The sequence below is a fragment of the Nocardia sp. NPDC050408 genome (genome assembly GCF_044458905.1).
In the GTDB taxonomy this organism is placed as follows: Bacteria; Actinomycetota; Actinomycetes; order Mycobacteriales; family Mycobacteriaceae; genus Nocardia.
The window spans coordinates 175,340-197,683 of sequence record NZ_JBITIL010000012.1 but is presented as its reverse complement, the minus strand read 5'-3'; the positions used below and the strand labels follow the sequence as shown (position 1 = coordinate 197,683).

Here is a 22,344-nt window from a genome sequence, read left to right as displayed (position 1 = left end):
TCCGACTCCTCCGCCACGGTCGGTACGCGAAAGAAATCAAATCACAATCGAATCGGCTACGCGGCGTCCACGGCTACGACACCCCGTCGGATCGCGCGGACGGCCTTGGCCGCGGTCCCCGCGACCTCGACATCGTCGGCGGTTGCGTGGATCTGATCGAGCAGATCGATCACCTGTCGGCACCACCGCACGAAATCGCCCGCCGACAGCGGCGCGTTCTGATCACCGCTGGCCAGCAACGACTCGGCCAACCCATCGCCGCGGGCCCATTTGTAAACGCCTGTCACGAAACCGAGATCCGGTTCGCGGGTGGGCGGCAGTCTGTGCCGTGCCTCATCGGAGCGCAACTCGCTCCACACGCCGACGGTCGCGCCGACCGCCCGGCGAATCGGTTCGGTCGGCCCGCTGACGCCGAGATAGCCACCCTCCTGGCGGGATTCGTACACCAGTATGGAAACCACCGCCGCCAATTCGGCCGGACCGAGCCCGCGCCACAGCCCCTGCCGCAGGCATTCGGCGACGAGCAGATCGCTTTCGGCGTAGATTCTGGCCAGCCGACGCCCGTCGACGGTCACCTCGCCCGCGTCCACGAACCCGCGCTCTTCGAGCAGACCGAGGATCCGATCGAAGGTGCGCGCCAACGAATTGGTGGTCGCGGCAACCTTTTGGCGCATCGTCTCGGTCTCGCGCAGCAGCCGGTTGTAGCGCTCGCCGACCCGGCTCATCTGTTCGCGATCGGGCCGGGTGTGCGCCGGATGCGAACGCAGACTGCGCCGCAAGGTCGACAGCTCGCGGTCCTCGCCTGCCTTCGAACGGTCACCGCGCCGCGATCGCCCCGGCGCCGAGATTCCGGTGCTACGCAATGCCGAGGCCAGATCGCGCCGTGTCCGCGCCGTGCGGTGATCGATCTTGCGTGGCAGCCGCATATGGCCCAGGGTTTTCGCGGGCACCGGGAAATCGGCGACCGACACCCGCCCCGCCCACTTGTCCTCGGTCAGTACCAGCGGACGCGGATCCCCCGGCGTGGCATCCGGCTCCAGAATCACGGCGAGCCCGGCCCGCCGCCCGGACGGAATGGCCACCACATCGCCGCGCCGCAGGGACACCAGCGCGTCGACCGCTGCCCCGCGCCGATCGGCCCGACCCTGCTGTTCGATCTGACGTTCGCGCTGCTTGATCCGCTCGCGCAGAGAGATGTATTCCAGGAAGCCGCCGTCCTCGCCGCCGAGCTGATCGCGCAGTTTGCGCAACTGCCCCTCGTTGCGCTCGATCCCGCGCACCAATCCCACTACCGACCGATCGGCCTGGAACTGCGCGAAGGACCGCTCCAGCAGCGCCCGCGACTCGTCCGCGCCCATCCGGTCGATCAGATTGATCGACATGTTGTAACCCGGCCGGAAGGAACTGCGCAGCGGATAGGTCCGGGTGGATGCCAGACCTGCGACCGCACTGGTGTCGACCTCGGGCTGCCACAGCACCACCGCATGGCCCTCGACATCGATTCCGCGGCGTCCGGCCCGGCCGGTGAGCTGCGTGTACTCCCCCGGCGTCAGTTCGGCGTGCGATTCGCCGTTGTATTTGACCAGCCGCTCGAGCACCACCGTGCGCGCGGGCATATTGATGCCCAATGCCAGTGTCTCCGTAGCGAATACGGCCCGCACCAGACCGCGCACGAACAGTTCCTCGACCGTGTGCCGGAAGGCGGGCAACATGCCCGCGTGATGCGCGGCCAGGCCCCGGTGCAGGGCCTCGCGCCATTCCCAGTAGCCGAGCACCTCGAGATCGCCTTTGGGCAGATCCCCGGTGTGTTTCTCGATGATCGCGTCGATCTCGTCGGCCTGGTCGTCACGACTGTGTTTACCCACCCCGCCGGCTCCGCCGACTGCCGTCCCCGAGAGATCCAGTCGCGAACGCAGGCATTGGGCAAGAGCCCCATCGCATCCGGCCCGGCTGAAGATGAAGGTGATCGCGGGCAGCAGCCCTTCCTCATCGAGCTTGGCCAGCACCTCCGGTCTGGGCAGCGGCCGGAAGTTGCGATTACCACCGCGACCACGCGGTCCACCCCAGCCGTTCATCCGGTCCGCCGCCTCACGCTGGCGGATGTAGCGCACCAGATCCTCGTCGACCAGCACCTTCTGTTCGCTGGAGTTGGTATCGAACAGATCGAACATCCGGCGCCCGACCATGACGTGCTGCCACAGCGGCACCGGGCGGGTTTCGTCGACGACCACCGCGGTATCGCCGCGCACGGTCTCCATCCACGCGCCGAATTCCTCGGCATTGCTGACCGTCGCGGACAGGCTGACCAGCCGCACATCCGGCGACAGATGCAGGATGACCTCCTCCCAGACCGCACCGCGGAAGCGGTCGGCGAGGTAGTGCACCTCGTCCATCACCACATACGACAGTCCGCGCAGCGCGTCCGAGGAGGCGTAGAGCATATTGCGCAGCACCTCGGTGGTCATCACGACCACCGGCGCGTCCGGATTGATCGACTGGTCACCGGTGAGCAGTCCGACCTGGTCACGCCCGTGCCGCTCGGTCAGATCGGCGAACTTCTGGTTCGACAGCGCCTTGATCGGTGTGGTGTAGAAACACTTTCCGCCCGCCGCCAATGCCAGGTGCACCGCGAATTCGCCGACGACGGTCTTACCCGCGCCGGTAGGGGCACAGACCAGCACGCTGTGCCCACCCTCGAGGGCTTTGCAGGCATTGCGCTGGAAGGGATCCAACCCGAAAGTCAGCTCGGCGGAGAACTTTGCCAGCTCGCCCGCCTGCGACTGGTGATACGTCACGGTCAGAGGGTATCGGAGTAGTCCGACACGGGTCGTGCTGATTTCGCCGAGGGTTCCGAGATCGAATCGGCCGGGTTGATCGGATCGGGGCCGGAGATCGTGGAGGCTTCCTCATCCGAGAGTGCCGCCAATTCCTCGGCCTCCCGACGCGCGCGCCGCTTGTCGTTGATCCGAGAGAACTGGATGGCAACCTCGAAAAGCACCGTGAGGGCCAGCGCCAATGCCAGCATGGAGAAGGGATCCTGCGGAGTCACGATCGCGGCGAAGACGAAGAGCCCGAAGACGATTCCGCGCCGCCACTTGGCGAGCTTGTCGTAGTGCAGCACCCCGACCAGATTCAATCCGACTACCAGCAGCGGGATTTCGAAGCTGACACCGAAGATGACGAGCAGCTGGATGATGAAGCTGAAGTATTGTGTACCGCTCAGGGCGGTGATCTGCGCGTTGTTGCCGATATTCAGCAGGAAGCTCAACGCGTGTGCGACAACCCAATACGCGAGTACGGCGCCGGTCACGAACAGCGCACTGCCGGAGGTGACGAATCCGACCGCGTACTTGCGTTCCTTCGCGTACAGACCGGGCGTGATGAAGGCCCAGATCTGATACAGCCACACCGGGGTGGCCAATACCACGCCCGCTGTCATGCCGACCTTCAACCGCAGCATGAACTGTTCGAACGGCGCGGTCGCCAGCAGGCGGCAGGCACCGTCGGCGGTGAGCACGGCCCGCGACGAGGCGGGCAGTGAACAGTAGGGTCCGGTGAGCAGCGAACCAAGGCTTTCGACGCCGAAGATCGTGTGCGCGTACCAGAAGAAGCCGAACAGCGTGGTGACGACGACCGCGGCGATCGAGACCAGCAGCCGACGGCGCAGCTCCTGCAGATGCTCGACCAACGACATGGTGCCGTCGGGATTCGTCCTGCGCTTACTGCGCCGGGGATCGAACGGAATTCGCATGGTGGTGTGTTGGCCCCTGAGGTCGACGGTGCCCGCGGCGGTCGGCGGGCAACAGCACTACGCCCGGAGCGAGTTCGCTACTCACCCCGGCGGCAAAGGCTGGGCTCAGAGCGACTTCGGCTGTGCCTGGGGCTCGGCCTGCGGCTGCGCGACCGTCGGCTGGACCGCCGAGGCCTGCGGCAGTTCGGCGGCCGGTTGCTGGACCGGTGCTGCACTTGCCTGTGCGCTGCTCTCGTTCTGCATCTGGCTGACTTCGCTCTTGAAGATGCGCAGCGAGCGGCCCAGGCTGCGGGCGGCATCGGGCATACGCTTCGCGCCGAAGAACATCACGAAGACCGCGGCGATGATCAGCCAGTGCCAGATGCTCAGACTGCCCATAATGAAACCTCCAAAGAATGTGGTAGCTCCGATGCTACCGGACTATGACATGCGAGAACGCCCGCGTCGGTGTGCTCCCCCACCTCTTCGATCCTTTTGCCGGACGTGGGTGCGTCGATGGTTTCGTAGCAGGCCAGCGGTCGAGTGGTGTGCCTATTTCTGGGGGTGCCCAACGAGTTATCCGTGGGGTCACGAAATCAGCCGTCCTTTGTGCCGGCCGCCGATCGCAATTGCTCCAGCAGTTGCGGCCCGGTCCAGTCGCGCCGGCCACCCTGTTCGGCGGCCACGATCAGTTCGATGAGTCGCTGATTGACCGGTGTCGGCAGTCCCACCATCACGCCGAGGCTCACGATCTCCCCGCACAACCAGGAGATTTCGGTCTTGCGACCGAGTTCGAGGTCATCGGCCATGGACGAGCGCGCCTGCGGATCGATGGCCAGCACCGTTGCGGCGACCCGGCGGAAGATTCCGTCCGGAACGGTCAGCAGCCGCGCCATCCATTTCGGCGGCAGCGGCGTCAGCCGGGCGGGGCGAATTCGCGCTCGGCTCATCGCGGCGAGCGCCTCGCGCTGAGTGAGGGCCAGGCAGCGCCGGAAGTCGCGGTCGGACAGTTCCTCGCGCAGCGGCCGACCGGACAGCGCATTGATCGGGTTGTTGAGGTTGAGCAGCAGCTTCGCCCATTGCACCGGCAGCAGGTCCGGATACCGCCGCAGTGCCAGACCGGCCCGCGCGAATACCTCGGTGAACTGTGCCAGCGCCGGATCGTCCTGCACCGCCAGTCCGCCCTCGGTACCGCGGTGGAACCGGCCGTCGGGATGATGCACGACGTTGAACATCACCATTCCTGCCAGCACCACGCAGGTCGGCAGGGTTTCGCGGATCACCGCATCGTTGCCGACCCCGTTCTGCAGGCTCAGCACCACGGTGCCGGGACGGATCTTGCCGTCGAGATCGCGCACGGCCGCCGCGGTCGCCGCCGACTTCACGGTGACCAGCACCAGATCGGCGGACCCGACATCCTCCGGCGTGGTCGACACCCGCACCGCATCCCTCGCCACCGCGACGTCACCGCCGTCGAGGTCGGTGAGCCGCAGCCCGGACGCACTGATCTCGTCCAGCACCCGCTGCCGACCGACGAATGTGATATCGGCGCCGGCCGCCGCCAGCTTTCCGCCGACAAAGGAACCAATGCTTCCGGCGCCCAGGACCAACACCCGAGGGGGTGCCATCACATCAATCACGCCGGTCCAGCCTCCGTGCGATTCATCTGGTCTCCAGGAAACCGGCCGCTTCGTAGGCGGCAAGTGCGGCGTTCGAGCGTTCGCGCACCGCGGTGATCAATTCGGGTGGGCCGAGCACCGTGACGCCGGAACCGAAGCCGAGCAGCAGCCGCGCCATCCAGTCCATGGTGGCGAAGCGCATGGTCGTCTCGATGCTGCCGTCCGGGTGCACCGCCATCCGATGCATCGGGTATTGATCGAGCACCCAACCGTAGTCGCCGCGAATACGCAAGCGCGCCAACGGAACCGCGGGATCGTCTTGGAACAGGTCGAGCGCGGCAGCCTCCTCGGTCGCGTGGCTCGGCGGTCGGGCGGGCTCGTCGAGTTCGGTGGCCGCCTCGATCCGATCGAAGCGGAACAGGCGCACACCTTCGGCCTCGCGGCACCAGGCCTGCAGGTAACTGTTGTTGTCCACCAGGACAATACGAATCGGATCGACGACACGCTCGGATACGACATCGCGACTCGCCGAATAGTAGACCAGCCGCAGCGCACGCTGGCGGGCCAGCGCGGAACGCACCGTCGAAACCGCCGGTGCCTCGGTCGGCAGATGCTCGCGGGCATCGTAGGCGGTCTTACCACCCACGATGGCCGATTCCAGTTTGGCGATTGCCGCATGCGCCGCGGTCGGATCGACCATGCCCGGCATATCCACGATCGAGCGCAGCGCCACCAGCAATGCGGTCGCCTCGGTGGAGGTCAGCCGCAGCGGCCGGTCGATGCCCGCCGAGAAGGTGACCTCGATGCTCTCCTCGGAGAACGACAGGTCGATCAGATCGCCCGGCCCGTAACCGGGCAGGCCGCACATCCACAGCTGGTTGAGGTCGCTCATCAGCTGCTTGGTGGTCACGCCGAGATCGGCGGCGGCCTCGGCGGCACTGATCCCCGGATTCGCAATGAAGTACGGAATCATGTTGAGCAGCCGTGAGAGCCGAACCGAAAGTCGACTGCGCTCGTTCATGACCGCACCTCGCTGGCTCTCGGTTCGGTCATGACCGAGCGATGTTCGAATGTGTTTGTCGTTCGCTCGCTCATGCGGTGACCTCCGTATGGTCGAAGACCGAACGCAATCGCGCCACCACATCCGCGCGCAGTTCCTCGGGTGCGAGCACCACGGCATCGGGACCGAGTCCGGTGATCAAGCGCGCCAACCAATCTCGGGATCGGATGGGCAACTCGACGACCACCCCACGGCGTTCGCCGATGGTGCGCTCTTCCAGCACGGGTCCGAGCCGGCGGATCTCACGGCCGTGGCCTTCGGCCACCCACACCGTCGCGGTGCCGGTCACCGGTGCGCTGCCGGTGACGGTGCCGACGATCTCACGCAGATCCACGCCCTCGGGTTTGCCGACCGAATTGGGCGGGCCGTAGGCGGTCACATCGTCGCCGATCCGCGATAGCCGGAAGCTGCGGACCGCGTTCCGATTCCGGTCGTGTCCGACCAGATACCAGCGGCCATTGTGGGTGACGACACCCCAGGGCTCTACATCACGCATGACATACGGCTCGTTGATCGCACCCCGATGTTCGAACCGTACCGCCTGACCCGCATCGATCGCGGCCAGCAGCTTGCCGAGCACCGCATCCGAGCCCCGGGTGCGCGCCGGAACCGCGGGCACCGAGGCCACCGCGGCATCGGTCTCGACGTGGATTCCGGCCGCACGCAACTTCAGCAGCGCGCCATCGGCTGCTGCCGCCAGCTCCGGCGACTCCCACATCTGCACCGCGACCGCGACAGCCGCCGCTTCCTCACTGGTCAGATCGATATCGGGTAGTTCGTAGGCGTCGCGGTTGATCCGATAGCCCTCCACCGTCGAAAACCGGCTGACCTGCCCGACCTCCAAGGGAATCCCCAGGTCACGCAGCTCGTTCTTATCGCGCTCGAACATTCGGCTGAACGCTTCGTCGCTGGCCGAATCCTCGTACCCCGCGACGCTGTCCCGAATCCGCTCCGCGGTCAGGAATTGCCGGGTCGACAACAGCGCGATGACCAGATTCATCAGCCGCTCGACCTTGGATATCGCCACTCGACACAGGGTAATCGGCCCACCGGCGCGCCCGCGCGTCGGCGCGCGATTCACCGTATTCCGGTTGGTGCACCGCCATCATGGAGTCATGATCATCGCGTTCTCCGTGACACCGCTGGGTGCGGGCGCGGACGTCGGCCGAGCCGTCGCCGAAGCCGTCCGAATCGTGCGAGCCAGCGGTCTGCCCAACCGCACCGACGCCATGTTCACCACGATCGAGGGCGAATGGGACGAGGTGATGGCCGTGGTCAAGGACGCCACGGACGCGATACTCGCCGTCGCACCCCGTTGCAGCCTGGTCCTGAAAGCCGACATCCGCCCGGGCGTGACCGACGCGATGTCCGCCAAGGTCGAGACCATCGAGCGATACCTCGCCGAGAACTAGCCGCAAGCCCACGCTCACCAACGTCCTCGCACCCCCGTCGCACTCCTCGCAGAAGTCACAAACATGTGCGAGGCGCTGGGTAGATCTGCGAGGACGCAGACGCGGCCGATCGACCGACTGCGGCACGCTGCCCCTCGGACAGGCTTGGCGGCGGAAGCGGCTACATCGAGGCGATCAGCCGATCCACTCGCTCGTCCACCGAGCGGAACGGGTCCTTGCACAAGACCGTGCGCTGGGCTTGATCATTGAGCTTGAGGTGCACCCAGTCGACGGTGAAGTCGCGGCCCGCTTCCTGCGCGGCTGTGATGAAATCGCCGCGCAGTTTGGCGCGCGTGGTCTGCGGCGGGGTGTCCACGGCGGCGTCGACGGCCTCGTCCTCGGTGACACGCTTGGCCAGACCCTTGCGCTGCAGCAGGTCGAAGACACCGCGACCGCGCTTGATGTCGTGGTAGGCCAGATCGAGTTGGGCGATCTTGGGATCGGACAGCTCCATGCCGTAGCGGTCCTGGTAGCGCTGGAAGAGCTTGCGCTTGATCACCCAGTCGACCTCGGTGTCGACCTTGGCGAAGTCCTGCGCCTCGACCGCGTCCAGGGTGCGGCCCCACAGATCGACGACCTGGTCGATATTGGGGTCGCGGTCGCGGTTGCGCAGGTGCTCGACAGCGCGGGCGTAGTACTCACGCTGGATCTCGAGCGCGCTGGCTTGGCGTCCACCGGCGAGCCGGACCGGACGACGGCCGGTCAGGTCGTGGCTGACCTCACGAATGGCACGGATCGGGTTGTCCAGGGCGAAATCGCGGAACGAGACGCCCGCCTCGATCATCTCCAACACCAGCGCCGCCGTGCCGACCTTGAGCATGGTGGTGGTCTCGGACATATTCGAGTCGCCGACGATCACGTGCAGACGCCGGTACTTCTCGGCATCGGCGTGCGGCTCGTCGCGGGTATTGATGATCGGGCGCGAGCGGGTGGTCGCCGAGGAGACGCCCTCCCAGATGTGCTCGGCACGCTGGGACAGGCAGAACGTGGCCGCCTTCGGCGTCTGCAGCACCTTGCCCGCACCGCAGATCAGCTGACGGGTGACCAGGAACGGCAGCAGCACATCCGAGATCCGGGAGAACTCACCGGCCCGCACCACGAGGAAGTTCTCGTGGCAGCCGTAGGAGTTGCCTGCGGAGTCGGTGTTGTTCTTGAACAAGTAGATGTCGCCGCCGATGCCTTCCTCCGCGAGGCGCTGCTCGGCGTCGATCAGCAACTCCTCCAGCACGCGCTCACCAGCCCGGTCATGAGTGACCAGCTGCGCCAAGTTGTCGCACTCTGCGGTGGCGTACTCCGGATGCGACCCGACATCGAGGTAGAGCCGAGCACCGTTGCGGAGGAACACGTTAGAGCTACGGCCCCAGGAAACTACCCGGCGGAACAAATACCGGGCCACCTCGTCGGGGCTGAGCCGACGGTGTCCGTGGAAGGTGCACGTCACACCGAATTCGGTCTCGATCCCCATGATTCGTCGCTGCACACTATCGACATTACAGCCATGTCATGTACTCGCGTGGGGCTGCGGACAACCCTGGTGCATACGTCTTCACAACGATTTCGCACGTGAGCGAAATGTTCGGCGGAAAACCACCGCACGAAACGAAGGCCCTCCCGATGAATCGGGAGGGCCTTCGCAGCCGAATGATCGTGGTGGAACTACTCCGATTCGGGAGCGTCCTTCGACTCCGACTCGGTGTCCGCCGCCTCGGCCTTGCTCGCCGACTCACCGCCGGTCAACAACTGGTCCAAGGCCGCGCCCGCGACCCGGCGGAACGCCCGCCGGGGCCGCGCCTGTTCCAGCGTGGCGACCTCGAGCGATCCCACCCCTAGCACCCGCTTGTCTTTGTCCGCGGCATCGGGCACCCCGGACTTCAAGGCCTTCACCGCGACTGCCACCGCACCGGACAAGTCGAGTCCAGGCTGGTAGGAGGCTTTCAGCGCGGTCATGATCGGCTCGGTCGTGCCGCCCATCACCACGTATTCGCGCTCATCCACTATCGAGCCGTCGAAGGTGATCCGATACAGCACCGATTCCGGGGACTGTTCCGGGTAGCCGACCTCGGCCACACAGATCTCCACCTCATAGGGCTTGAGTTGATCGGTGAAGATCGTGCCGAGGGTCTGCGCGTAGGCATTGGCCAGGCCACGGCCGGTGACATCGCGCCGGTCGTACTGGTAGCCCTTCAGATCGGCCTGCAGGATGCCGCCGCGGCGCAGTGCCTCGAATTCGTTGTACTTGCCGACGGCCGCGAACCCGACTCGGTCGTACAGCTCGCTCACCTTGTGCAACGTCGCGGACGGATTCTCCGCGACGAACAGCACACCCTTGTCGTAGGTCAGCACGATCACACTGCGACCGCGACCGATGCCCTTGCGCGCGAGCTCGGTCTTGTCGCGCATGATCTGTTCGGCCGACGCGTAATACGGCAGTGTCATGCTGAGGCACTCCCCTCTTCCGCGGCCTCGCGATCGGCGACGATCGCCCGCGTGATCTCCTCCAACCGTGATTCGGTCACCTCGTCGGCGCCATCGTTGTCGATGACGATCGCCGTCGGGTAGATGCCGCGCACCAGATCCGGTCCGCCGGTTGCGGTGTCGTCGTCGGCCGCGTCGAAGAGCGATTCGACGGCGATCCGCAATGCGCGGTCCTCATCGATACCCTTGGCGTACAGCTTTTTCAACGACGATTTCGCGAACATCGAACCCGAACCGACCGCGGTATAACCGAACCGCTCCTCACTTCGCCCGCCGACCACGTCGTAGGACACGATCCGACCGGCCTTGTCCACATCGGTGGCGTGCTGGTCGTAGCCGACCAGCACCGGAACCACCGCCAAACCCTGCAGTGCGGCAGGGAGGTTGTCGCGCACCATCTTCGACAGCTTGTTCGCCTTGCCGTCGAAGGTCAACGAGACACCCTCGATCTTCTCGTAGTACTCCAACTCGACGGCGAACAATCGCACCATCTCGATGGCCATGCCCGCGGTGCCCGCGATACCGGCCGCCGAATAGGTGTCGGTGATGTACACCTTCTCGATATCCCTGCTGGCCAACAGGTTTCCCTGGGTGGCCCGCCGGTCACCGGCGATCAGCACACCACCGCGAAACGAGACCGCCACGATGGTGGTTCCGTGCGGAGCCAGCTGTTTCGCGGCGGCGCCACCGGAGGCTGTGCCACCCGAGATCGGGGTGGCACCTTCGATCGCGCCGAATCGGTTGCCAGGCAACAGTTCCGGTGCGTGCATGCGCAGGTGCTCGGTGAATGACGAGAGGGCGTGCCCCGGGTGGAGACGCAAGGGGTCACCTGCTGTCACTGGCCGCCCTTCTGCACATACGCGCGAACGAAGTCTTCCGCGTTCTCCTCGAGCACATCATCGATCTCGTCGAGCAGGTCGTCGGTATCCTCCGCCAGTTTTTCGCGGCGCTCCTGACCGGCGGCGTCAACGCCCTCCGGGCCCTCGTCCTCGTCGCCGCCCCCGGCGCGTTTGGTCTGCTCTTGTGCCATGGCAGCCGACCTCCTCTGTCCTCATCATGACCAGGGCTCCATTCTGAGCACGACCCTGATCATGAGCAATGTCCGTGCCCGTACATCAACACTACCCAGCCATTCTGACAACGTGCTCGGTTATCGGCCGCGCGGGCACGGCGTGTTCGCGACTGTGTTCGATTTGCAGCGCCTTCGGCGCTGCGTGTTCACGGCTCCCTGCTGTCGCGCGGCCGACCCTCTCGAGCGACCGGCAAGCAGTCGCCAGGGAGTGCCGTCGAGACTCCCGACTACGTCGCACGCGCTTCGACGACTCGGCCGCGAACTCCTCGCTAGTAAGACTCGCTCCGTCGTTGCTGCGATCGCGATAGCCGTTGCTACCTGGGCTTATTCGCGCGATTTGCTAAGTGGTCAGCTGTTCGACCAACTCAGCGGCGGTGTTCACGCCGTCGAGCAGCTTGCCCACGTGGGCCCTGGTGCCGCGGCGCGGCTCCAGGGTCGGGATGCGCACGAGTGAATCGCCGCCCAGGTCGAAGATCACAGAATCCCAGCTGGCCGCCGCGATATCGGCGCCGAATCGACGCAGACATTCGCCGCGGAAGTAGGCACGGGTGTCGGTCGGCGGCTTGGTCATCGCGTCGAGCACCTGCTGCTCGTTGATCAGGCGTTTCATCGAACCGCGGGCGACCAGGCGGTTGTAGAGGCCCTTGTCCAGGCGGACGTCGGAGTACTGCAGGTCCATCAGGTGCAGTTTGGGCGCGGCCCAGCTCAGCCCCTCGCGCTTGCGCATCCCCTCGAGTAGGCGCAGCTTGGCGGGCCAGTCCAGCAGGTTGGCGCATTCCATCGGATCGCGCTCCAGCAGATCCAGCACGTTGGCCCAGTTCTCCAGGATGTCCTTGACGCGCTCGTCGTCGTTGCCGCTGCGGGCCACGAATTTCTCCACCCGGTCCAGGTAGATGCGCTGCAGCGCCAGGCCGGTGAGTTCGCGGCCGTCGGTGAGGGCCACCGTGGCGCGCAGGGTCGGATCGTGGCTGATCTGGTGAACGGCGGTGACCGGGCGGGCCAGCTGCAGATCCGACAGATCCTCACCCGCCTCGATCAGGTCCAGCACCAGCGCGGTGGTGCCGACCTTGAGGTAGGTGGACATCTCGGCGAGGTTGGCATCGCCGATGATGACGTGCAGGCGGCGGTATTTGTCCGCATCGGCGTGCGGTTCGTCGCGAGTGTTGATGATGCCGCGCTTGAGCGTGGTTTCCAGGCCGACCTCGACCTCGATGTAGTCGGCGCGCTGGGACAGCTGGAATCCGGCGTGATCACCCGACTGTCCGATGCCGACCCGGCCGGAACCGCAGATCACCTGGCGCGAGACGAAAAACGGGGTGAGCCCGACGATGATCTGGTTGAACGGGGTGTCACGGCTCATCAGGTAGTTCTCGTGGGTGCCGTAGGAGGCGCCCTTGCCGTCGACATTGTTCTTGTACAGCTGCAGCCGCGGCGCACCGGGAACGCTGGACGCGTGCCGTGCGGCCGCCTCCATGACCCGTTCGCCCGCTTTGTCCCAGATAACCGCATCCAGCGGATCGGTGACCTCGGGCGCGGAGTACTCCGGATGGGCGTGGTCGACGTAGAGCCGGGCACCGTTTGTGAGGATCATATTGGCCGCGCCGACCTCGTCGGCGTCGATGACGGGGGCAGGGCCGTTCATCCGGCTCAGGTCGAAGCCGCGGGCGTCGCGCAGCGGCGATTCCACCTCGTAGTCCCAGCGCGTGCGCTTCGCGCGCGGCACCCCCTCCGCTGCGGCGTAGGCGAGAACCGCTTGCGTGGAGGTGAGAATCGGGTTGGCCGACGGCTCGGTGGGTGTGGAGATGCCGTATTCGACCTCGATACCGATGATGCGCTGCATACCGTCGAGCCTAGGCGACGCGTGGCCGCCGTCGGTCGCGACCGGCGGCATCGGCGATCTCGGGTGACATCGATGTCATACCGACGGTGGTACTTCCGGAGGATACGAGCAGGCCATAGCGGCCGGGATATTCGGAGCATGACCGATTCGATCGCCGAAATCGCGGGGCGGCACCGCAAGTCGGATGAGCCCAGCACCGTCACCTGGTCGAAGACTCCGACGCGGTTGGTTGCCCTGGACGTCTTGCGCGGCATCGCGATCCTCGGCACGCTCGGCACCAATATCTGGATTCTCACCCATCCCGAGGGCCTGGTCGGCTACATCGACGAGTTCGGCACCCCGGCGACCGGCTGGATGTGGTCGCAGCGAGTGCTGCAGCAACTCGCGCAGGGCAAGTTCCTCGGGTTGCTCACCATTATGTTCGGCATCGGCCTGGCGATCCAGCAGGGCTCGGCCGTGCGCGGCGGTCGACGGTGGCCGGGTAGCTATCCATGGCGAGCCGGGCTGTTGTTCCTCGACGGTGTGCTGAATTTTCTGTTCGTCGCGGAATTCGATGTGCTGATGGGCTATGCGATCACCGGATTGGTCGTCGCCTTCATTCTCGCGACAAGTGAACGCGCGCAACGTCGTTGGCTGACGATAGCGGCCGGGTTCCATATCGCTATGCTGACGCTCATCGGTATCGCGATGGCCGTTGCGAGCCAACAGGGTTCGACGCGGCGCCAGCCGCTGGATCCGAATCCCTATGCGAATGGATCATTCTGGGATCTGGTGCTGTTCCGGCTCGAGAATGCGGGCATGTTCCGCTTCGAGCCGATTTTCGTTTTCCCGATGTCGATCGCGCTGTTCCTCGCGGGTGCGCGGTTGTTCCGGGCCGGGGTGTTCCGGCCGGAAGGGGCGCGGATCCGCCGGCGGCTCATGATTATCGGATTCGCTGTCGCCGCGCCGATCGATCTTGCGGTCGGTGTGCTCGGGGGTGGTGATCTGGTTTTGTTGACCAGGTACGGCACGGCCCCGTTCGTCGCCTTCGGCCTGCTCGCGCTGGTCGCGGAGTTCTACCTGCGTCGTCCGCGGGTCGGCTTCGTCGGCAAGCGGCTCACCGAGGTCGGTCGGATGGCGCTGAGCTGCTACATCCTGCAGAATCTGGTCGCTTCGGTGCTGTGCTACGGGTGGGGTTTCGGACTTGCCGCGCGCGTCTGCCCGGACGCTCGGGTGCCGTTCACGGTTGGTATCTACCTGCTGGTCGCGCTGGTCATCGTGACCATCGCGCACCTGTGGTTGCGCCGGTTCGAGCGCGGTCCGGTCGAGTGGGTGTGGAATCTCAGCTACCGCGCACTGTCCCGCGAACGCTGAGTCACCGCTGCGCTGGCGTACATCGCCGCAGTTCAACACCCGAAACAGGGGCGAACGCGACCCAGCATCGGCCAAGTGCTGACAAGGAGAACACGAGTAGGGCACTACTCGTGTTCTCTTCGCGTCGATGGCTGATGCTGACGCCACGTCACCGAACTGCGTCGACGTATCGATTTCAGATGCACAGGAGGTGCGTAGTGTCGGAACCAGCCCGAGCAATGAGTAAGGACCACGCGTTCGCCGAACTCGAACGTCTCGCGAACGATGACCTGATCCGCTTCGACGGGCCCGCGTCACCGGCCCTGGTCGGATTCGCCGGTTTCGACCCACAGACCGGCCAGCCGCTACCGGGCAGTCTCGCCGGGGTGGTCATCCGCCACGGCAACACTCCGGTGGCCCCGCAACACCTCGATCCACGAAATGCACTGGCATTGGTGCGATTCTGTCGATTCCTTTCCGCGAATTTCGGTGTCACCGAGCTGCACACTCTCGGAATCGACGGCCGCGGAACGCATTCCGACGACTGCCACGGCCAGGGCCGCGCCGTGGATTTCGCCGGTGTCACCATGCCGGTCGGCGATGTAACCCGCCGGATCACCGTGGCAGCGCATTGGGGCACCGTCGAGACCGCGGTGACGCCCGGTGGAACGTGGCCGCGCGGCACCGGACCCCGGGTGCGTTATCGACTCGACGAACCCGATGCGAGCCCGCTCGGTGACCCGGACGGTGATCTGTTCGTCGCCGACTTCTTCCGCAGCGTCTACGACTTCGCGGCGGGCGAATGGCAGGACTGCTCGGATAGTCCCGATCCCGCCACCGCCATCTCCGGTATCGGCGATCCGAGTTTCATCCTGCATCCCGACCATCCGGACGACCACCCGCTTCCGGCTACGACCGGACGCGTGGCGCATATCGATCACATCCACTTCCAGATCGGCAAGTCCGGGACCGAGTAGCGTCGTCGGTGTGACGCTCGCCGACCGATATCCCTTGTTGCACACGCCAACCCGCTGGGAATGGGGCGGTTTGGACGTACGCTTCTCCACCGAACTGCCGTCCGACGAGCTGGTCACCAATATCCATGTCGTCTGCTTCGTCGGCGCCGATATCGTGCTGTGCCGCGACGATCGCGATATCTGGATCGTGCCGGGCGGTACCAGGGAGGCGGGCGAAACGATCGACGCCTGCGTGCGCCGCGAACTCATGGAGGAGGCCGGTGCCCGCCCGGTCGGGCCGGTGCGGCCCTTCGGCGCCCATCACACCACCACCGATCGGCCCGCACCGCGCTATCCATGGCAACCGCACCCACACAAGGCGTGGCTTTGGTGCACGGCGGATGTGCTGCTCGAATCCGCTCCGACCAATCCCGAGGACGGGGAGAATATTCTCGAGGTCCGCGCCTTCGCCCCCGAGGCGGCAATGCACCTTTCGCGCACCGATGGCGACCACATGGTCGAATTGCTCGCGCTCGCAATCGAATTCCATCGAGGCTGATCAGCCGAGTAGCGCATGGAGCCCGGTGAGCAGTCGCGATCGTCGTCTCGGCCATGCTGTGGATCGTCGTGCCATTCGTTACCCGCGGCTGCGCGGGGTGGTTGACGCGATGACGGATTCTATTGGGACCGTGCACTCGACTTCGATGACGAAACGGACCGCTGGCATGTACGGACCTCGGACGGGCGGCATTTCCAGCCGCGCGCGGTGGTGATGGCGCCGGGGCCGCTACACGAACCGAGCGTGCCGGCCTTCCCTGGCCGGGATATGTTCCGGGGACGTACTTTTCACTCGGCGCAGTGGGATCACGACTTCGAGGTAACCGGCAAACGGATCGCGGTCATCGGAACCGGTGCAAGTGCTGTGCAATTCGTACCGCAGATTGCCGAGCAGGCCGAGCAGGTGACGGTATTCCAGCGGACACCGCACTGGATCGTGCCGAAGCCGGATCGACCGCTGTCGCCGGCGGCGCATCGAGTATCCCGATATCTCCCAGGCGCGCAACGGCTCTACCGCTGGGCGATCTATTGGGGTTACGAGTCGTCGACTCCGGCGTTCATGAATCCGGAACTCATGCGTCGCGCGGAGGTGGTGGCGCGGGCGCATCTGCGTCGTCAGGTTCCCGACCCCCAATTGCGTCGCAGCCTCACTCCCGACCGGCTCGGGTGTAAGCGAATTCTGGTGTCCAACAACTACTATCCTGCGCTGCAGCGGGAGAATGTCGCGCTGGTGACCTCACCGATCGCCTCGATCACCGAGACCGGGATCATCACCGCCGATGGCATCGAGCAGGAATTCGACGCCATCGTGTACGGCACCGAGTTCAAGATTTCCGACCGGTTTGCCGATCAGCACATCGTCGGCGCGAACGGTCTCACTCTCCAAAAGGCCTGGCGCAATGGGATGGAAGGGTTCCTCGGTGTCGCCGTGCACGGCTTCCCGAATCTGTTCCTCATCATGGGCCCGAATTCCGGCGTTGGAAATCAGTCGATCGTCTTCATGATCGAGGCACAGGCTCGCTACATCCGCCAATGCCTGGAGCTGCTGCGAAAGACCGCCAACAGCCGGATCGAAGTCCGCGCCGCGACCCAACACGAGTTCAACCGGCGCCTGCAGTCGAAACTGGCTGGTACCGTGTGGAATTCGGACGTCTGCCCGAGTTCGTACCTGGACGAGCACGGGATGAATCGGGCCGCCTGGCCGGGTTCCAGCGCCTCCTACCGGCGCACCATGCGCCGACCCGATCCCGGTCACTACGACCTGACCGTGCCAGCGAATCATCAACCGGCACACGAGTATTCAGGGCCCGCACTACTCGACGCCCCTGGGGTGGAGGTTCCAGTCGAGGTCACCCTCAGCAGCCATCCGGATCCGATCGACGGCCGCTACCACTGGTACGGACGCGTCGCCCCGAGCGACGGTCACGATTTACCCGATCCCGGACGTGCCGAAGTGCTCCTCACGCTGCCCGGCGGCGAGCCGACCGCGGGTCGCCTCCAGGAGCGCGACCCCTGGGGCAACCTCCGTATCGTCGGGATCGGCACCCCGCCCTATCCATTGGCCGCTGCCTAAGTGGCAGGGCGCAGCAGCCATGCGCGCAACGCCTCGGTGACCTCGTCGGGGCGTTCTTCCATAATGAAGTGGCTGCCGCCGTCGATGCGGACCAGCGTGGCATTGGGGATTGCTTCGGCCAGTTCCTGGGCGGTGCGCAACGGGATGGCAGGATCACAGTCACCCCAGATGACGGTCGTCGGGCAGTTGATGGAACTCAGTCCAGCAGCCAGTTCCGGGCGGATCCGGACGCGATAACCTGCCCAGAAGTGGGCGTTCCAGCGGCGACCCGCCGCGGTGTCCAGGACCGCGAGGTATCGGCGCAGCTGTTCGATGTCGAAGGATCCATTGCGCACGTACGGTGCGAGACCGACCCTATGCACCCATTGAATCGCTCGTGCAGTGAGCAGCGGGCGCAGCGGTGCGATCCGTGCCAGCACGGTCAGCAAGCCGAACAATACATAGTACGGCGGTGTGAAAATACCCTGGGCCCGCGAATTCAGAATCGCGAAGCGGCGCACTCGTTCCGGATGACGCAGCAGAAACCCCAATCCGAGGAACCCGCCGTAGTCGTGACATGCCAGATCGACGCGCTCCAGGCCGAGCGCATCCAACATGCGGCCGATCCGCTCGACCTCACTGTCGTAGTCACAACTCAGCGCCGTATCCCGATCGGAAGCACCCCACCCGAGCCAGTCCGGTGCGATAATCCGCCGCGATAACGCGAGCGGACCGATCTGGTGCCGCCATGCGGCATGGCTTTCCGGCCAGCCGTGCAGTAGCACCAGCGGAACACCTTGCCCGACATCGACATAACGCAACCGCGCGCCGTCGACCGTCACCTCCCGCAGCTCGTACGTCGATTCCGCCTGCCCATCCAGCTTCATCCCTGATCTCCCGTCTGTCCCGCGATTTTCTGTATCGTCGCGGATATGGCGCGGTCGGCACTTCCAGAAACGTGCGCTCCCGAAACGGCGGTCACCTCGGCCCGGCTCTGGCTGCGGCTCGGACACGCGATCTACATCGGCCCCGGGATGGCCCTCGGGGCGCACTCCACCGCAATCGCCGGTCTCGGGCTCGGACTCGACGGCCCGTTCCGGGTCCGGGTCGCCGACGCTCCGGATATCACGGCCCGCAGCTTCCTGTTCCGCGCCCGCGTCACGCACCACATCCTGGACACCGATGTGCCCAAGCTCTTCTGCTTCTTCGATCCGACCTCGGAAAATATGGCCCGTTGCCTCGGCGGCATGCGCCGCAAGGTCAACGGCTACAGCGCCGACCACCGCAACGAGGCCGAACTGATCGAGCTGTGCGCCGACCCGGCACCGGATATCGACCGTCTGCTCGAGCTCGCCAGCATCCCGGTCCCGACCATCCGCGATCCCCGCATCGCCGCCGTCGCCGCGGCCATCCGCGCTGACCCCACCCAGCAGCAGCGCGCCGCCGAAAAGGCAAGTGCCGCAGGACTATCCACCTCCTACTTCCTGCGTACCTTCGCCGAACAAACTGGCACCAGCTTCCGACGTTACGTGCAATGGGCGCGGATGCTGCGCGTCGGCAGGGCATATGCCGCGGGCCACGACCTCACTCGTGCCGCCGTCGACGCGGGCTTCGCCTCCCCTTCGCATTTCAGCGATACGTTCCGCGCAATGTTCGGTCTCACCCCTACCGCCTTCTCGACCATCAACGGCGCGCTCCACATCGACTGATCTATACGTCGAAATAGAGATCGAATTCGGCCGAAAGCTATTTGTCCCCCAAGGCCGCAGTCTTGGTTTCATCGACAGTCCCGGCGGGCCACCCCGCCCGGACACGCGGTGTGCGGCTTTCCAAGCGAATGCTCGATCCCGACCGGGGGCCGGCTTTCGCCCAGCGCAACGGACTCGTCGCAACCACCGTCTCCGAATTCGCGAAGAATCCGGAGGTCTTGTCCGCAATCGAGCAAGGTGTGACCGCCGCCAATGGCAAACTCTCCCGGGTGGAGCAGATCAAGAAGTACATCGTGCTACCCGAGGTGTCGGAGCCCGGAAGCGATGTCCTGACGGCGACCGGCAAACTGAAACGCACCCCGATCGCCGCCCGCTACACCGACACGATCGAGCGCTTGTACTCGTAAGTCCGGGACGGGAGAGGTTCAATGACGCCAACGCGGACCCGGGTCGTCGGAGATCTGCATCGAAGAGCCGCATCGCTGGTCGATGGGTTCTACCGGAACCTGCCACCGTATCCGCGGATACCGCAGCCACTGGTGGAGACCGATTTCGCACGCGGCACGAAACTCAATGTCGACCTGTTCTTCGAATATCTGCGGCGCGGCACCGAACCCTCCGAAGAGGACACCAGCGAGCTCGTCGAACTGGCCATGGACCGGGTCCGCGACGGCACGCCACTGCCGCAGGTGCTGGAGCGATATCGGCTCGGCTCGGCCTTCATCTGGGAGCGACTGCGCGAATCGGCCACTCCCGCCGAGCAGGAACTGCTGCTCGACGCCTCGCTGACGCTGCTGAAGTACATCACGCTGGTCATGACCCGCATCGCGGGCGCTGCCACCCAGCGCTCGCACGATCCGCGCTGGGAACTGCTCGAACGCCGTCGTGGCATCGCCGATGCCCTGCTCACCGGACGCGATCCGGTGGAGTGGGCCAATGATCCGGTCATTCCGGTCGCGGACGCCTTCCTCGTCGCGGTATTCCGCCTGTGCGGCACCCGCGGTGGGCACGCATCGGCGCTGCGGCACCGGGTCGAGGCGATTCCGGGCGTCTTCCAGCGGCTGGACGCGGGCGGGTGGACCGTATTGATCCCACTGCAACCCGGCGACGACGGTACGGCCGCGATCAGCGGTCTCATCGCGCGACTACCGGCACATCAGCGCGATCAGGCACCGCCCTACTGGGTCGGCGTCGGCGCGGCGGCGAGCAAGACGCAGATCCCGACGATCTTCGCCGAGGCGCGCGTGTTGGCCGAACTGGGGCGGTGCCTGAACCGTCGCGAAGTCCTCTGCTGTAGAACGGATTTGCAGTTCGAGTACACGGTGGCGGTCAGCGATGCGGCACGGCCCGGGCTGGCGTCGGTGCTCGCGCCCCTCGATACACAGCCGATGCTGGCACAAACCTTCGAAATGTTCGCCGACAGCGGATTCAACCAGCTGGCGACGGCACGTCAACTCAACGTGCATCGCAATACGGTCACCTATCGCCTGTCCCGCGTACACGAACTCACCGGCCTCGACCCGCATCGCCCCGCCGACGCCATGACCCTGTCCGCGGCCCGACTTGCCCGCCGCCTCGAATCCGCTGCCTTCGCCCCCTGACCGGGCTCCGGTGAGGAACTGCGCGCCACACCCGGATTCCGTGCCGCCGCCGACCTCACCCCCTGGCCATCGTTCGTCTGCGGCGCGATCGACCACGGCTTCACCTTGCTCTACAGCATCGATCACGCGTTAAGCGACGGACTCTCGCTCGTCACCACCATCTTCGAATTGCATTCGCTCTCCGCGCGACCCTTGATCTCCGAGTTCCTCGATCGCGTCGCCGTTACCCTGACAGCGGCCGCTCGGCCGGGATAGTCTCCGTGAGGGATCCGATTCGGGATTCGCAGCCACCCGGGAGCATCCGATGATGAAGGCTCTGGTTACCGACGGGGCATCCACCTCGCCCCGATCCGTCCACTATGTCTCCGGGTCGCCCGGCGAATTACGTTGGGAGGGTACAGCATTGCTGCGCGCGGGCGTACTCGCCTTCGGCGGCACTATCGGCCCCACCGCATTGCACGCCCATCACGCCGTCCAGGTGGTCGCCGCATGTACGCCGGTGGTTGTGGTGGACGCGTGCGGGATTCGGCATCGCGGCACGCATGTGATCGTGCCCGCCGACGCACCACATCGCATTGCCACCGGCGCAGAGCACGGCACCGCGATCTATCTCGATCCGGAGTCCGTCGCAGGCGCGGCCGCCGACCGCAGAGCCCATACCTACGGGTGGGCCGACTGCGAACATTCGCTGCCCATCAATCCGGAGCGGGAACCACTCGCCGAACTGGTCGCCGAGGTCGTCGACGATCTCGAACGCGACAATTCGCACAGCATCGAGGACGAGCGCCACGACGCGGTCACCGAGGTGCTGCAATTGCTGCCGTCCATCGTCGGCGACGGACCGATCCGCGGCGCGGATGTAGCGCGCCGGGTCGGCATTTCCGCGACCCGACTGACCCATCTGTTCACCGAACAGGTCGGAATTCCCTTGCGGCCCTACATTCTCTGGCTCCGACTACATGTTGCGATCACCCGCGTCCGCTCCGGCGACGATCTCACCGCCGCCGCCCACGCCGCGGGTTTCGCAGATAGCTCCCACCTGACCCGCACCTGCCGCCGCACCTTCGGACTGCCGCCGTCGGCCCTGAGCCGCCGCGTCGATTGGGATCTCGGCGACGCCCGATAGGTCCAGCCGAATCGTTCAAGTCACTCCGGGCACGGCCGACCAGGCTTGCCCATATGACACCAATTTCGGCCTGTTCACCCTGATCTGGAATCACCTGTTCCGCACCTACTCCTATGATCCGGCGCGGCGCTTCGAATCCGAGGATCTCGGTATGGCGGCCAAACCCGACTACCCGACCGGCTATGTCGACCAGCTCATCTACCCGTTCACATCGGACGGCGGCTGTGGCCTGGACCGACACCCCTGCACGCACTGACGTGACC

General features: G+C 65.5%; 21 protein-coding genes and 2 pseudogenes. 11 read left to right on the top strand and 12 right to left on the bottom strand.

Annotated elements, in window-relative coordinates; translation table 11 throughout:
• Positions 1-56: 56 nt before the first annotated feature.
• The 6 genes from ACIBJI_RS29165 to ACIBJI_RS29140 form a co-directional block, all read right to left on the bottom strand.
• Positions 57-2,795, bottom strand: a complete 2,739-nt coding sequence (locus tag ACIBJI_RS29165; protein WP_364347471.1) for an RNA helicase — start codon at positions 2,793-2,795, stop codon at positions 57-59.
• Positions 2,796-2,797: 2 nt separating this feature from the next.
• Positions 2,798-3,751 (bottom strand): twin-arginine translocase subunit TatC, encoded by a 954-nt coding sequence (gene tatC / locus ACIBJI_RS29160; RefSeq protein WP_397086738.1) that lies wholly within the window; start codon positions 3,749-3,751, stop codon positions 2,798-2,800.
• 105 nt (positions 3,752-3,856) lie between these two features.
• Positions 3,857-4,129 carry a Sec-independent protein translocase subunit TatA gene (gene tatA, locus ACIBJI_RS29155; protein ID WP_364347477.1) on the bottom strand — a complete coding sequence of 91 codons (273 nt, stop codon included), beginning with the start codon at positions 4,127-4,129 and terminating at the stop codon, positions 3,857-3,859.
• Positions 4,130-4,326: 197 nt separating this feature from the next.
• Positions 4,327-5,358, bottom strand: a complete 1,032-nt coding sequence (locus ACIBJI_RS29150) for a 2-dehydropantoate 2-reductase (protein ID WP_364347885.1) — start codon at positions 5,356-5,358, stop codon at positions 4,327-4,329.
• Positions 5,359-5,392: 34 nt separating this feature from the next.
• The gene (locus ACIBJI_RS29145) at positions 5,393-6,370 is read right to left on the bottom strand and encodes a YafY family protein (protein ID WP_364347480.1); all 978 of its coding nucleotides are present in this window, start codon (positions 6,368-6,370) and stop codon (positions 5,393-5,395) included.
• A gap of 70 nt (positions 6,371-6,440) precedes the next feature.
• Complete coding sequence (locus tag ACIBJI_RS29140) at positions 6,441-7,436, bottom strand: YafY family protein (protein WP_364347483.1); 996 nt, start codon at positions 7,434-7,436, stop codon at positions 6,441-6,443.
• Positions 7,437-7,524: 88 nt separating this feature from the next.
• Between ACIBJI_RS29140 and ACIBJI_RS29135 the strand changes: the two genes are divergently transcribed.
• The gene (locus ACIBJI_RS29135; protein ID WP_397086736.1) at positions 7,525-7,821 is read left to right on the top strand and encodes an MTH1187 family thiamine-binding protein; all 297 of its coding nucleotides are present in this window, start codon (positions 7,525-7,527) and stop codon (positions 7,819-7,821) included.
• 160 nt (positions 7,822-7,981) lie between these two features.
• On the opposite strand, the gene pafA is transcribed toward ACIBJI_RS29135, so the two are convergent.
• From pafA to dop, 5 genes are all read right to left on the bottom strand, one after another.
• On the bottom strand, positions 7,982-9,340 hold the full coding sequence (gene pafA / locus ACIBJI_RS29130; RefSeq protein ID WP_364347489.1) for a Pup--protein ligase: 1,359 nt from the start codon (positions 9,338-9,340) through the stop codon (positions 7,982-7,984).
• Positions 9,341-9,516: 176 nt separating this feature from the next.
• Entirely contained in the window at positions 9,517-10,296 is a 780-nt protein-coding gene (prcA, locus tag ACIBJI_RS29125) for a proteasome subunit alpha (protein ID WP_364347492.1), read from the bottom strand.
• Complete coding sequence (gene prcB / locus ACIBJI_RS29120; protein WP_397086734.1) at positions 10,293-11,174, bottom strand: proteasome subunit beta; 882 nt, start codon at positions 11,172-11,174, stop codon at positions 10,293-10,295. Before prcB ends, prcA begins: the two co-directional genes overlap by 4 nt.
• A complete protein-coding gene (locus tag ACIBJI_RS29115; RefSeq protein WP_014351559.1) occupies positions 11,171-11,365 on the bottom strand; it encodes a ubiquitin-like protein Pup in 195 nt (64 codons plus the stop codon). Before ACIBJI_RS29115 ends, prcB begins: the two co-directional genes overlap by 4 nt.
• Positions 11,366-11,747: 382 nt before the next feature.
• Positions 11,748-13,247 carry a depupylase/deamidase Dop gene (gene dop, locus ACIBJI_RS29110; protein WP_040691614.1) on the bottom strand — a complete coding sequence of 500 codons (1,500 nt, stop codon included), beginning with the start codon at positions 13,245-13,247 and terminating at the stop codon, positions 11,748-11,750.
• A gap of 138 nt (positions 13,248-13,385) precedes the next feature.
• Here dop and ACIBJI_RS29105 point away from each other — a divergent pair, with 138 nt between their 5' ends.
• The 5 genes and pseudogenes from ACIBJI_RS29105 (at position 13,386) to ACIBJI_RS29085 (ending at position 17,666) form a co-directional block, all read left to right on the top strand.
• Positions 13,386-14,600 (top strand): DUF418 domain-containing protein, encoded by a 1,215-nt coding sequence (locus tag ACIBJI_RS29105; RefSeq protein ID WP_397086732.1) that lies wholly within the window; start codon positions 13,386-13,388, stop codon positions 14,598-14,600.
• A gap of 197 nt (positions 14,601-14,797) precedes the next feature.
• Positions 14,798-15,556: a hypothetical protein gene (locus tag ACIBJI_RS29100; RefSeq protein ID WP_397086730.1), complete on the top strand. Its 759-nt coding sequence runs from the start codon at positions 14,798-14,800 to the stop codon at positions 15,554-15,556.
• Positions 15,557-15,566: 10 nt separating this feature from the next.
• Positions 15,567-16,094 carry an NUDIX domain-containing protein gene (locus ACIBJI_RS29095; protein WP_364347505.1) on the top strand — a complete coding sequence of 176 codons (528 nt, stop codon included), beginning with the start codon at positions 15,567-15,569 and terminating at the stop codon, positions 16,092-16,094.
• 162 nt (positions 16,095-16,256) lie between these two features.
• Positions 16,257-16,559: pseudogene (locus ACIBJI_RS29090) on the top strand (NAD(P)-binding domain-containing protein); the annotation flags it as partial.
• Between the two features lie 93 nt (positions 16,560-16,652).
• Positions 16,653-17,666 (top strand): DUF4873 domain-containing protein, encoded by a 1,014-nt coding sequence (locus ACIBJI_RS29085; protein WP_397086757.1) that lies wholly within the window; start codon positions 16,653-16,655, stop codon positions 17,664-17,666.
• Here ACIBJI_RS29085 and ACIBJI_RS29080 read toward each other — a convergent pair.
• The gene (locus ACIBJI_RS29080) at positions 17,663-18,532 is read right to left on the bottom strand and encodes an alpha/beta fold hydrolase (protein ID WP_397086728.1); all 870 of its coding nucleotides are present in this window, start codon (positions 18,530-18,532) and stop codon (positions 17,663-17,665) included. The genes ACIBJI_RS29085 and ACIBJI_RS29080 overlap by 4 nt on opposite strands.
• Before the next feature lie 45 nt (positions 18,533-18,577).
• Here ACIBJI_RS29080 and ACIBJI_RS29075 point away from each other — a divergent pair, with 45 nt between their 5' ends.
• From ACIBJI_RS29075 to ACIBJI_RS29055, 5 genes and pseudogenes are all read left to right on the top strand, one after another.
• Complete coding sequence (locus ACIBJI_RS29075; protein WP_397086726.1) at positions 18,578-19,354, top strand: helix-turn-helix domain-containing protein; 777 nt, start codon at positions 18,578-18,580, stop codon at positions 19,352-19,354.
• A gap of 110 nt (positions 19,355-19,464) precedes the next feature.
• Complete coding sequence (locus ACIBJI_RS29070) at positions 19,465-19,761, top strand: fatty-acid--CoA ligase (RefSeq protein ID WP_397086724.1); 297 nt, start codon at positions 19,465-19,467, stop codon at positions 19,759-19,761.
• A 21-nt stretch (positions 19,762-19,782) separates the two neighbouring features.
• Entirely contained in the window at positions 19,783-20,955 is a 1,173-nt protein-coding gene (locus tag ACIBJI_RS29065) for a helix-turn-helix domain-containing protein (RefSeq protein WP_364347520.1), read from the top strand.
• Positions 20,956-21,262: 307 nt separating this feature from the next.
• Complete coding sequence (locus ACIBJI_RS29060; protein ID WP_396955540.1) at positions 21,263-22,081, top strand: helix-turn-helix domain-containing protein; 819 nt, start codon at positions 21,263-21,265, stop codon at positions 22,079-22,081.
• A gap of 55 nt (positions 22,082-22,136) precedes the next feature.
• Positions 22,137-22,337, top strand: a pseudogene (locus ACIBJI_RS29055) (sterol desaturase family protein); the annotation flags it as partial.
• Positions 22,338-22,344: the final 7 nt, after the last annotated feature.

Excerpts from the sequence above, each read along its gene's own strand:
- ACIBJI_RS29145 (WP_364347480.1), bottom strand. The coding sequence starts at position 6,370 with ATGAACGAGCGCAGTCGACTTTCGGTTCGGCTCTCACGGCTGCTCAAC.
- ACIBJI_RS29080 (WP_397086728.1), bottom strand. The coding sequence starts at position 18,532 with ATGAAGCTGGATGGGCAGGCGGAATCGACGTACGAGCTGCGGGAGGTG.
- ACIBJI_RS29105 (WP_397086732.1), top strand. The coding sequence starts at position 13,386 with ATGACCGATTCGATCGCCGAAATCGCGGGGCGGCACCGCAAGTCGGAT.
- ACIBJI_RS29075 (WP_397086726.1), top strand. The coding sequence starts at position 18,578 with ATGGCGCGGTCGGCACTTCCAGAAACGTGCGCTCCCGAAACGGCGGTC.
- ACIBJI_RS29135 (WP_397086736.1), top strand. The coding sequence starts at position 7,525 with ATGATCATCGCGTTCTCCGTGACACCGCTGGGTGCGGGCGCGGACGTC.
- ACIBJI_RS29060 (WP_396955540.1), top strand. The coding sequence starts at position 21,263 with ATGAAGGCTCTGGTTACCGACGGGGCATCCACCTCGCCCCGATCCGTC.
- ACIBJI_RS29065 (WP_364347520.1), top strand. The coding sequence starts at position 19,783 with ATGACGCCAACGCGGACCCGGGTCGTCGGAGATCTGCATCGAAGAGCC.
- ACIBJI_RS29085 (WP_397086757.1), top strand. The coding sequence starts at position 16,653 with ATGAATCCGGAACTCATGCGTCGCGCGGAGGTGGTGGCGCGGGCGCAT.
- prcA (WP_364347492.1), bottom strand. The coding sequence starts at position 10,296 with ATGACACTGCCGTATTACGCGTCGGCCGAACAGATCATGCGCGACAAG.
- dop (WP_040691614.1), bottom strand. The coding sequence starts at position 13,247 with ATGCAGCGCATCATCGGTATCGAGGTCGAATACGGCATCTCCACACCC.
- tatA (WP_364347477.1), bottom strand. The coding sequence starts at position 4,129 with ATGGGCAGTCTGAGCATCTGGCACTGGCTGATCATCGCCGCGGTCTTC.
- ACIBJI_RS29150 (WP_364347885.1), bottom strand. The coding sequence starts at position 5,358 with ATGGCACCCCCTCGGGTGTTGGTCCTGGGCGCCGGAAGCATTGGTTCC.
- tatC (WP_397086738.1), bottom strand. The coding sequence starts at position 3,751 with ATGCGAATTCCGTTCGATCCCCGGCGCAGTAAGCGCAGGACGAATCCC.
- ACIBJI_RS29115 (WP_014351559.1), bottom strand. The coding sequence starts at position 11,365 with ATGGCACAAGAGCAGACCAAACGCGCCGGGGGCGGCGACGAGGACGAG.